11 protein-coding genes are annotated in these 11,341 nt (G+C 48.8%); 7 read left to right on the top strand and 4 right to left on the bottom strand.

Annotated features, from left to right (window positions below; genetic code table 11):
• From K2G43_RS02505 to gcvP, 7 genes are all read left to right on the top strand, one after another.
• The coding region (locus tag K2G43_RS02505) for a hypothetical protein (RefSeq protein ID WP_300152884.1) at positions 1–210 on the top strand (210 nt) is incomplete at its 5' end.
• Between the two features lie 409 nt (positions 211–619).
• A complete protein-coding gene (locus tag K2G43_RS02500) occupies positions 620–1,453 on the top strand; it encodes a helix-turn-helix domain-containing protein (RefSeq protein WP_297643990.1) in 834 nt (277 codons plus the stop codon).
• Between the two features lie 151 nt (positions 1,454–1,604).
• Positions 1,605–2,510 (top strand): Rpn family recombination-promoting nuclease/putative transposase, encoded by a 906-nt coding sequence (locus K2G43_RS02495; RefSeq protein WP_300152883.1) that lies wholly within the window; start codon positions 1,605–1,607, stop codon positions 2,508–2,510.
• 442 nt (positions 2,511–2,952) lie between these two features.
• Positions 2,953–3,810, top strand: a complete 858-nt coding sequence (locus K2G43_RS02490; protein ID WP_297643987.1) for a DUF3298 and DUF4163 domain-containing protein — start codon at positions 2,953–2,955, stop codon at positions 3,808–3,810.
• Positions 3,811–3,842: 32 nt separating this feature from the next.
• Positions 3,843–4,463 carry a 16S rRNA (guanine(527)-N(7))-methyltransferase RsmG gene (gene rsmG / locus K2G43_RS02485; RefSeq protein WP_297643986.1) on the top strand — a complete coding sequence of 207 codons (621 nt, stop codon included), beginning with the start codon at positions 3,843–3,845 and terminating at the stop codon, positions 4,461–4,463.
• A 60-nt stretch (positions 4,464–4,523) separates the two neighbouring features.
• Positions 4,524–5,162 carry an MBL fold metallo-hydrolase gene (locus tag K2G43_RS02480; RefSeq protein ID WP_297643985.1) on the top strand — a complete coding sequence of 213 codons (639 nt, stop codon included), beginning with the start codon at positions 4,524–4,526 and terminating at the stop codon, positions 5,160–5,162.
• Positions 5,163–5,185: 23 nt separating this feature from the next.
• Complete coding sequence (gcvP, locus tag K2G43_RS02475; protein ID WP_297643984.1) at positions 5,186–8,035, top strand: aminomethyl-transferring glycine dehydrogenase; 2,850 nt, start codon at positions 5,186–5,188, stop codon at positions 8,033–8,035.
• A 130-nt stretch (positions 8,036–8,165) separates the two neighbouring features.
• Here the strand turns inward: gcvP and K2G43_RS02470 are convergent, their stop codons facing one another.
• The 4 genes from K2G43_RS02470 to K2G43_RS02455 form a co-directional block, all read right to left on the bottom strand.
• Positions 8,166–8,735 (bottom strand): nitroreductase, encoded by a 570-nt coding sequence (locus tag K2G43_RS02470; protein ID WP_297643983.1) that lies wholly within the window; start codon positions 8,733–8,735, stop codon positions 8,166–8,168.
• A gap of 20 nt (positions 8,736–8,755) precedes the next feature.
• The gene (locus K2G43_RS02465) at positions 8,756–9,880 is read right to left on the bottom strand and encodes an HpaII family restriction endonuclease (protein WP_297643982.1); all 1,125 of its coding nucleotides are present in this window, start codon (positions 9,878–9,880) and stop codon (positions 8,756–8,758) included.
• Positions 9,881–9,913: 33 nt separating this feature from the next.
• A complete protein-coding gene (locus K2G43_RS02460; protein ID WP_297643981.1) occupies positions 9,914–10,510 on the bottom strand; it encodes a YigZ family protein in 597 nt (198 codons plus the stop codon).
• A 265-nt stretch (positions 10,511–10,775) separates the two neighbouring features.
• A partial coding sequence (locus tag K2G43_RS02455; protein WP_300152882.1) for a hypothetical protein occupies positions 10,776–11,341 on the bottom strand: 566 nt, incomplete at its 5' end.

Here is an 11,341-nt window from a genome sequence, read left to right as displayed (position 1 = left end):
AAACTCCACTCCCTAGGACCGAAGAATGTCCGAAGAACGTCCGAAGAAACACCGAAGAAACCATGGAGCAGAAAAGGACCGGATAAGACGCGAACCGGAAAAGCAGAAAGTGACGGAGCCTTCGGTAAAAGAATATTCCGTGTAAATATTTATAAATCTGAATTTCTTTTAAGGATGTTAGATGAGCCACCAGCCAGCAAATCGGCTTAGGATTAACGAAAGGAAAAAATCTGCGAATTCCGTGCCTAAATCATACCATTATGAAAAATCCATGTATGCAAACAGGCAAAAGTTGAATCACTATAAGCATAAATATATATAGAAAAAGGGAGGAATTATGTATTTTTTTAAAAAAAGGCCTCGTAAGCAAAATATTTTAGCAAATGTATTTAAAATAATAAAATTATTGTTACCTTTGCTGCTGATAGAGCGTTCTCAATACACCAAGTTCTAACAGAACTCGGTGGTCACTTTACCATCCACGTCCAACAACCTTACTAGAATTCATAACAATCTGATTGAGATTATCCAATAGTATAAATTCCGATAAAATGCACGTTCTGTTGTTTTTCTCAACAGGAAAAACTACCTTTGTACAAACTTCTAAACAACAAAGCGTATGGAATTTCCCCAAGTTGACCTGCCGGTAGATATGTTTGCATGGACCGAGGTGACAGAAGACATATTGAACATATACAAACAATCGTGCCGCCTGAAAGCGTGCATCTTCGCGCTTTGCATCGAAGGTTCCATCAAGGTTTCCATCAACCTGATGGAAACGGACATCAAGCAGGGCGACTTCATTACATTGCTTCCCGGAACCATTATCCAGTTCTACGAACAAAAGGAAAAAGTGCGATTGGGATTCGTGGGATTCTCGTCCAAATGCATCAACGGGGTCAACCTCATCCAATCCACCTTAAGCTCCTTCTCCAGCATATTGGAATGTCCGGTACTGGCCATCAATTCCACCGTGGCCTCCTACTTCAAAGACTACTTCGCCCTATGGGCACGCATCACCACCGGCCCCTACCCTCCCGACACCAAGATGGCACAAAACACACTGAACATGCTTCTCCACGGAGTAAACAAACTGTATTGCCACCGCCCACAACCGCAAAAGGGAAACAAAAGCCGAAAAGAAGAGATATGCCGCGAACTGGTGCAACTCGTCATTGAGAACTACACCCGCGAACGCCGTGCCCAGTTCTATGCCGACAAGTTAGGGGTCTCTCTGCAACACCTCAGCACGACCGTGAAGCAAGTCACCGGAAAGAATGTGCTGGACATCATCGCCCACGTAGTCATCGTGGACGTGAAAGCCAAGCTGAAATCAACCAATATGACCATTCAGGAAATAGCCTACTCGCTAAACTTCCCCAGCGCCTCCTTTTTCGGAAAATACTTCAAGAGACACATGGGAATGAGCCCGTTGGAATACAGGAACAGCTAAATGAAGTGTCTCAACAGAAAATAGAGATATCAATATAGTTAAATAAAGCAGAATCTACCCAAGTAATTTCAAGAAAAAACAATCTTCCTCCTTGCCTTCTCAGACTATTTCCCTATCTTTGCGTGAATCTTAATTAAAGAAACTGAACATTATGGGAAAGTTTATCAATCCATTCACCGACTACGGATTCAAAAAGATATTCGGTCAAGAGCTATCCAAAGACCTGCTGATAGATTTCCTGAACGACCTGCTGGAAGGCGAACGTGTGATAACTGACCTCACCTTCCTGAACAACGAACAACTTCCCGAATGGGAGGATGCACGTGCATTGATATACGATATCTATTGCACTACAGACACAGGGGAGAAAATCATCGTGGAGATGCAGAACAAGTCGCAAGTACATTTTAAGGAACGTGCACTGTTCTACCTATCGCATGCCGTCGCTCGGCAAGGACAGACAGGGAACTTTTGGAATTTCGATGTCAAAGCCGTTTATGGCGTATTCTTCATGAACTTTCTGCTCAAGGACAACGTTAAGTTTCGTACGGACGTCATCCTCGCCGACCGTGAGACCGGCGAGCAGTTCACCGACAAAATGCGACAGATTTTCCTCGCCCTACCCGTTTTCAAGAAGGAAGAGGAAGAATGTGAAACTAATTTTGAACGTTGGATTTATACTTTAAAGAATATGGACACACTGAAAAGAATGCCTTTCAAAGCACGCAAAGCAGTCTTTGAAAAACTGGAAGAAATAGCCAGCGTATCTTCCCTCAATCAGGAAGAACACGAACTCTATTGGAAAAGCCTCAATGCCTATCGCACCGCACTGAGCGTACATGAAGCTTCCATAGAAGAAGGGAAAGAAATTGGCATAGAAATTGGCATAGAAAAAGGAGAAAAAATTGGCATAGAAAAAGGAAAAGAAATTGGTATAGAAGAAGGGAAAAGGCAACAAACTTTAGCCATTGCCCGTACAATGAAACAAAACGACATATCGACAAGTGTTATTGCCCTAAGTACCGGTTTGTCACCCAAAGAAATAGAAGCCCTATAAGCAACTACCATATTCACCCTTGAAGAAGAGCGAAAGAACAAAAAAAGAAGGACAAAAAAAGCGAATACACTTTTTTGTCCTTCTGTCAGTGTACCCCAACCTTGTTTCAGCATTACTTGAGGCAAATCATTGTTGGGAGCACGCTTTGCCAGTTCATCCATATCAGTGCCCATATCCATGTTCAGATAGCAAGCATAACCTTGATTGGTAGCAGTCTGAGCATTTACCTCATAGCATCAAAATAGTCAATTATTGTGGTTTTCGGAATATAAAATAGTTTTTTTCAATCATACAACGTGAAACAACATCAACTCACACCCAGCATCCCAACAAAAAGAGTATAAACTTTATCTCTTTTTTATGTGGACAATTCACCAATATGTTTTATATTTGTCGTAAAAGATTTCTCATTAAAATGTGCGATTTATAAACAAAACATCAAATGAAAAAACAAACTGTCAGCTTACTTATCATTCTGCTTACAGCAAGCGGATTTTTCTTTTCCTGCGGTAACACCGTGAACAAAAATGCAGGAGCATTGGAGTTCGACAGCATTCAAGTAAACGAGACGGCACATCTCTTTGGAGATACCGCCAAGCCGGCCTGCAACCTCCTCATCAACCTTGCGTATGTCAGCCATTCAACAGATACAAGACTGAAAGACAGCCTCAACACATTCTTCCTATCCAACAGCCTCAGCCATAAATACATGGCTATGGCTCCCGAAGAGGCCGTCGAGCAATACAAGGAACAATATGTCAGCGATTACCGCAAAGACTTGGAACCGATGTACCGGAAAGAAGAGCAGGAGTTGGAAAAGGATGGAACCATCGGCTCCTGGTACTCCTATTATAAAGGCATCGAAAGCCATGTGCAACTCTACTTCAAGCACCTGCTGGTTTACCGTATAGACTACAACGAATATACCGGCGGAGCACACGGCATCTACATGTCCTCTTTCCTCAATATGGACTTGCGGACATTAAGCCCTGTCCGTCTGGAAGACCTGCTGGTTGACGGGTACGAAGAAGAGCTGACCGAACTGCTGTGGAAACAACTGATAGCAGACAACCGGGCAACAACCCGCCAGGAAGTGGAAGATTTGGGATATGGCTCTACCGGCGACCTGATACCCACGGAAAACTTCTACCTCGGCAAAGAGGGAATCACCTTCTACTACAACGTATATGAAATAGCCCCATACGCCATGGGACCGACTAAAATCACCCTTTCGTATGAGACACTGCAGCACCTGCTGAGCGATGACCTTCTGGTGCTGAACGAAATAAGAAACCCATAACAACCGGTACTAATCCACCTATTCATACAGACATGGAACTTATCCTGAAATACTTTCCGGAACTGACAGAGGAGCAGACCAAACAGTTTGCCGCACTTTACGACCTCTATACGGACTGGAACTCAAAGATAAACGTCATCTCGCGCAAAGACATCGAGAACCTGTACGAGCACCACGTGCTCCACTCTTTAGGAATCGCCCAAGCCATCCGCTTTAAACCGGGCACACAGATTATGGACCTGGGCACGGGAGGCGGTTTTCCCGGAATCCCTTTGGCCATCCTTTTCCCTGAAGTGCAGTTCCACCTGGTGGACAGCATCGGCAAGAAAGTGCGTGTCGCCACCGAAGTGGCAAACAGCATCGGCCTGAAAAACGTGACGTTCCGCCACGCCCGTGCGGAGGAAGAGAAACGGACATTCGATTTTGTGGTGAGCCGCGCCGTCATGCCTCTGGCAGATTTACTGAAAATTATCCGCAAGAACATATCCACCAAACAGCAGAACGCACTGCCCAACGGGCTGATTTGCCTGAAAGGCGGCGAACTGGAACACGAAACAATGCCTTTCAAACATAAAACCACGATGTGGGATTTGAAAGACTACTTCCGGGAGGAGTTCTTCCAGACCAAAAAAGTGGTGCACGTGAGCTGTTGAAAGCGGAAAGTGGAAAATTCTGAAATCTGAAATCATAAATCTGAAATCTAAAATCACATCATGAAGATAAAGAGATTTGAATTTAACATGTTCCCTGAGAATTGTTATGTTCTGTGGGACGAAACCAACGAAGCGGTGGTCATCGACCCCGGCTGCTTCTATGAAGAGGAGAAGCAAAGCCTGAAAAACTTCATTGTGAAAAACAAGCTGGATGTGAAGCATCTGCTGAACACCCACCTGCATCTGGACCATATCTTCGGCAACCCGTTTATGTTGCAAGAGTTCGGATTGAAAGCCGAAGCCAATCAGGCGGATGAGTTCTGGATTGACGAAGCCCCGAAGCAAAGCCGCATGTTTGGTTTCCAGTTGCAGGAAAAACCCGTACCCCCGGGCAGCTATCTGCACGACGGAGACATCATCACCTTCGGCAACAGCCAATTGGAAGCCATCCATGTACCCGGACACTCGCCGGGAAGCCTGGTCTTCTATTGTGCGGCAGACCATTGCATGTTCTCGGGCGACGTGCTGTTTCAAGGCAGCATCGGACGCGCCGACCTGACCGGCGGCAACTTCGATGAACTGATAGAGCACATTTGCAGCCGCCTGTTCATACTGCCCAACGAAACCATTGTCTATCCGGGACACGGCGCACCGACCACCATAGGTACCGAAAAAGCGGAAAATCCTTTCTTCAGATAAACTAATTAAATCCCTATAAAATCATGAAAAACGATTTATTGGCTTGCCGCCACATCGGCATCAGCAAACAAGACGAGGAGCAGATGCTCCAAAAAATCGGAGTGAAAAGCCTGGATGAGTTGATTGAAAAAACCATTCCGGCCAACATCCGCCTGAAAGAACCATTGGCACTGCCCGCCGCCATGACGGAACATGAATTCGGAAAGCACATTGCCGAACTCGCCGCCAAAAACAAACTCTACACCACCTACATCGGCATGGGATGGTACAACACCATCACGCCTGCCGTTATCCAACGGAACGTATTCGAGAATCCCGTTTGGTACACCTCGTACACCCCCTACCAGACTGAAGTGTCGCAGGGACGACTGGAAGCCCTGCTGAACTTCCAGACCGCCGTGTCCGACCTGACCGGTATGCCGCTTGCCAACTGCTCGCTGTTGGACGAAGCCACCGCAGCCGCCGAGGCCGTAACCATGATGTACGCCCTGCGCCCGCGCAACATGCAGAAGGCAGGTGCCAACGTCGTGTTTGTGGATGAGAACATCTTCCCGCAAACCTTGGCAGTGATGACCACCCGCGCCATTCCGCAAGGCATCGAACTGCGTGTGGGCAAATATGCCGAAATGGAATTTACACCCGACATCTTTGCCTGCGTATTGCAATATCCCAACGGCAATGGCTGCATCGAAGACTATCGGGCCTTCGTGGAAAAAGCCCATGCGGCAGAATGCAAGGTGGCCGTCGCAGCCGACATCCTGAGCCTCGCCCTCCTCACCCCTCCGGGAGAATGGGGAGCGGACATCGTCTTCGGAAGCACCCAACGACTGGGTACGCCGATGTTCTACGGCGGTCCGTCGGCAGCCTACTTCGCCACCCGCGACGAGTACAAGCGCAACATGCCGGGACGCATCATCGGCTGGTCGAAAGACAAGTACGGCAAATTGTGCTACCGTATGGCGTTGCAAACCCGCGAGCAACACATCAAGCGTGAAAAGGCCACTTCGAACATCTGTACGGCACAAGCGCTGCTTGCGACAATGGCAGGCTTCTACGCCGTCTATCACGGACCTGAAGGCATCCGCACCATTGCCGAACGCATCCACAGCATTGCCGCATTCCTGGAAAACAGCATCAACAAATTGGGCTACAAGCAAGTGAACAAGCAATACTTCGACACCCTGCGCTTCGCGCTGCCCGACAACATCTCGGCACAGCAGATACGCACCATCGCCCTGAGCAAGGAGGTGAACCTGCGCTACTTCAAGAACGGAGATGTGGGCATGAGCATTGACGAGACAACGGATATAGCCGCCGTCAACGTGCTGCTTTCCATCTTCGCCATCGCTGCCGGAAAGGATTGGGAAAAGATTCATGACGTTCCCGAAGCCAACACTATCGACAAAGAGCTGAAACGTCAAAGCGCCTACCTGACCCACGAAGTGTTCAACAAATACCATACGGAAACAGAGATGATGCGCTACATCAAGCGCCTCGACCGCAAAGACATCTCGCTGACGCACTCCATGATTTCCCTCGGTTCGTGTACGATGAAGCTGAACGCCGCCGCAGAGATGCTGCCGCTCAGCCGTCCCGAATTTATGAACATGCACCCGCTGGTGCCCGAAGAACAAGCCGAAGGTTATCGCGAACTGATAGCCAACCTCGGTGAAGAGCTGAAAATCATCACCGGATTCGCCGGTGTCAGCCTGCAACCCAACTCCGGTGCGGCAGGCGAATACGCGGGACTCCGCGTCATCCGCGCCTACCAGGAAAGCATCGGCCAGGGACATCGCAACAAGATACTGATTCCGGCATCGGCTCACGGCACCAACCCCGCATCGGCCATACAGGCGGGCTTTACGACCGTCACCTGCGCCTGCGACGAACACGGCAACGTGGATATGGATGACCTCCGTGCCAAAGCGGAAGCCAACAAGGACGAGCTGGCCGCATTGATGATTACCTATCCTTCGACGCACGGCATCTTCGAAACGGAAATCGTAGAGATTTGCCGCATCATCCACGCCTGCGGCGCACAAGTATATATGGATGGCGCCAACATGAACGCACAGGTAGGACTGACGAACCCCGGCTTTATCGGTGCCGACGTTTGCCACCTGAACCTGCACAAGACGTTCGCTTCGCCTCACGGCGGTGGCGGTCCGGGCGTAGGCCCCATCTGCGTGGCAGAGCACCTGGTTCCGTTCCTCCCGGGACACGAATTGTTCGGCAACACGGCGAACGAGGTATCGGCAGCTCCCTTCGGCAGTGCGGGCATCCTGCCCATCACCTACGGCTACATCCGCATGATGGGAACGGAAGGACTGACACGGGCCACGAAGGTAGCCATCCTCAACGCCAACTACCTTGCCGCCTGCTTCAACGACACCTACGGCATCGTCTATCGGGGCGCCAACGGATTTGTAGGCCACGAAATGATATTGGAATGCCGCAAGGTGCACGAAGAGACAGGCATCAGCGAGAACGACATCGCCAAACGTCTGATGGACTTCGGCTATCATGCTCCTACCCTCTCCTTCCCCGTGCACGGCACGCTGATGATTGAGCCGACGGAAAGCGAGAGCCTTGCCGAACTGGATAACTTCGTCCACGTGATGCTGACCATCTGGGAAGAGATTCAGGAGGTGAAGAACGGCGAAGCCGACAAGGCGGACAATGTACTGGTCAATGCCCCACATCCCGAATACGAGCTTGTCGCCGACAAGTGGGAACACAGCTACTCACGCGAGAAAGCCGCTTACCCGATAGAAAGCGTACGCGAAAACAAGTTCTGGGTGAACGTGGCACGTGTGGACAACACGCTGGGCGACCGCAAGCTGCTGCCTACATGCTACGGAAGCTTTGAATAGTCCCCCCGCCACATTGAAAGGCTGAAGAACGATTCTATAAAGTTGAGGTTTACACTTCTAAAGATTGACTTTAGAAACGTAAACCTCAACTCTTTTATATCCAATGCTGACGTTTAGCCCTTTCGCATCCTCAACGTACAATTGTAATGGTTCCCTCTTTCAACTTCTTCTCCTTCAGCGGAGCATCAGCCGGCGCATAACCCAAAGCGGCACAACCATAGACCCGGTGATTGTCGGGCATTCCCAACTCAGTCAGGTAAGCGTGCATGTCGGGGTCATCGGAAACCGCTCCCAACTGGTTTATCCAGCAGGAGTCTATGCCGAGCGAGCGGGCGGCAAGAAACATATTCTGCAACGCACACGCGCAATCCTGCCCCGCCCATGTACAAGTAGGCTCGTTGGACACAATGACCAGCGTAGGGGCGTTGTAATAAAAGCAATAGGTATCGCTGTTACCACGTTCCACCGTATAGAGGTTGTCGCTATCACGGTAAAGGCTTTTCAGCAGCTCGTTCAGCATTCTCAGTGAAAAATTGTTTTGTACAGCGGTAAAATGCCACGTCTCATAGTGCATCCCGTTGGGGGCGTATGCGCCCGCCTCCAGAATCAGCTTCAAATCTTCTTCGGAGACTTGCCGCTCCGTATAGGTACGGATACTGCGGCGTGCCTTGATAGTTTTCAATACTTCGTTCATATTCATATATACTTTAATTCCTAAAATTATCTTTTCACCAATCCAATCTTGGCATTCAGCTTGAAATACCAAGCTCCGTTCTCACGCTCCAAGAACCCATACTTATCCTTCTCCAAAGAGCCCTTCTCCAAACGTGTGTTCTGATAAAGAAAATCGGCGAACACCTGCGGACGGGATTTGTGGTAACAGAGCACCTCGCCTTTGCCATCCGTCAGGAGCATGCCTTCGACCGCAGAGTCCGTACCGTTGTAAATTTTGGCTGGACGCATGCCCAAGGCAAGCGCCAACAGGAACTGCTTCACCTTGTGCTCGTAGAAACGATGCTTGTTTATCAGTTCGTCCTTTATCTTCAGAGGGTTCATCTCCTTGATGCGTTCCGTCAGTTCGCTGATACGGGTAATGCCTTCCAGATGCATCAGGCGCACCATCTCTGTCAGCATACGCGGGAAGTGGAGGTCTATCATCTGCAAGTTGCAGCGGAACACGCGGTCTGCCACGTCGGCATACTTCAATACGCCGCCCAGCCGTTCAATCATCCGCATGCGGTCTGCCACCTCCGTGGGAGATTCGGGCAAAGCGTTTACCTTGTTCACCGTGGGCACGGCAAATTTGACCCCGCTCTGCTCCAGCTTCAGATTGGCGGTACGCCCTCCATCCAGCAAAGGGTTCATCGGTGCCAGCCGGCAACGGACGTTGAAGCCCGTCAGCGGTGCTTCGGGATGCCAAAAGGCGATGGAGAAGTCGGTCCGGTCTTCCGTCTTCGCCTCCAGGTCGTAGATGTTGACCGCATCCAGAAAGCCTTCCAGCCCTTCGGTCACTTCTATCTCCTCGCCCGGCACAGACTTCAACAAATCCAGAATCATAGTTGCCGCATCGCTGAAATCCTCCCGCAGGAAGCGGACTTCCGCCTTGTCGCCCGGTACGAACAGCCCGTTCTTTTCGACGGTGCCACTGACCAGGCGCACTTCCTTCCCTTCGAGGTAGTAACGGCGCGTACCGTCATGCTCTTCTCTCTGTATCAAGGCAATGGGCCAGCATAAGTTCTCGTGTTTCTCAGCCTTCGGCGTACCCAATGGCACGGTTCCGTCTGCCAGCAGGCGAAAGAAGGTGTAGAGTTCGCCCAACTCTCTTTTAGTTGCACTAAATGCCATAATTTTCTTTTTCTTTCAAAGATATTTGTTCTATCATTCAAACCTTAATGTCTCCACTTTCTCAAGCCGCGCCCGCAGCCGGGGCATCATGGATTGCCGGATGCGAAGTGTCATGCGGCAGTCCATATCGTAGGACTGCTCCACGATTTCCGGCTCCTCCTCCTTCACCACCCGCATCACATCGTTCATGAACGGGTATTCAAAAAGGAAGGTCACCGACTCGTCCACGGTCTTCTCCACAACGGTGGCGGCGGCGATGGCTTCGGCAGCGGCGGCTTTATAGGCCACTATCAAGCCACTTGTCCCCAACTTGATGCCCCCGAAATAGCGCACCACGATAATCAGGATATCCGTCAGTTCATTGGAGTTGATCTGTCCCAGAATCGGCTTGCCTGCCGTGCCCGAAGGCTCTCCGTTGTCGTTGGCACGGAAATCCTTCCGCTCATGCCCCAGCATATAGGCGTAGCACACGTGGCGGGCATCGTAATACTTCTTCTGGTACGTTTCCAGATGCGCCTTCACCTCCTCTACCGTACGCACCGGCAGCGCGATGGCAATGAACTTGCTGCGCTTCTCTGTGTAAATGCCCTCTGAAGGGGCGGCAATGGTTTTATAGGTATCTTCACTCATATTGGTGCAAAGATAGTGCAAAATCGAAAGCAGCAGAAATAAGCAGGGGGATTTTTACCTTGTCATGTCTTTATTCCAAATTCTGTTGGATAAATTAAATAAATCATTCATTGACGCCGAACCAACACCAACGAAGTCAAGGATGATACATCCAATTTCTTACGTTGTCTTAAGTTGGTTCGGCGTACTAACCAGTTAATGTAATGATACCAGCAATGTGGTTTCTTTGACTATGTTTATAGATTCCTTTGTCAAGAAGTAAAAGTCATAAGCTATTTGTTTTTTTGATGACAAAGTCGAAAACGGTGAAAAATTTAGGACGTTTGCCAATAGATACAGGAAAACTGATGGAAACGACAGAATTCCTCCCCTTCCGAATCTCTTTTTTATTGTATATTTGGTGACTTGCTTTCTCTTTGGTATAAGTTGTCACACAAATTTTTCTGCTTAATTCTGTTTGACTTTTTATAGTAGTAAGAAGCTGTTTCTCTGTAGGCATCGAATATCTGACCTTGGCGGCTCTTCCATTGATAATGAATTGCAGATTCTTCCAGTTTACCTGAATCTCTTCCGAAGAATTATTACGCACTATAATTTCCCATTGAAAGTCTGTCGGAATAAATTCATACGTAACTTCATCTTTCGTGTATTCCAATTTTCCTTTTTGATTTTCGAGATATTTGAAAGATATTTGACATCCCGCATCAATGTATTGTGCGGATAAGGTGTTTGGAAATAGGAAAAAAAGCAAAATAGCAAGTCGGTTTTTCTTTTTGTATTTCTGATAATCAATGTATATCCATAATATAATGGCAATGATACCAACAGGAA

It is taken from the genome of Bacteroides sp., assembly GCF_029057325.1.
Lineage (GTDB): Bacteria > Bacteroidota > Bacteroidia > Bacteroidales > Bacteroidaceae > Bacteroides.
This window is presented reverse-complemented; position numbering and strand designations above follow the sequence as displayed.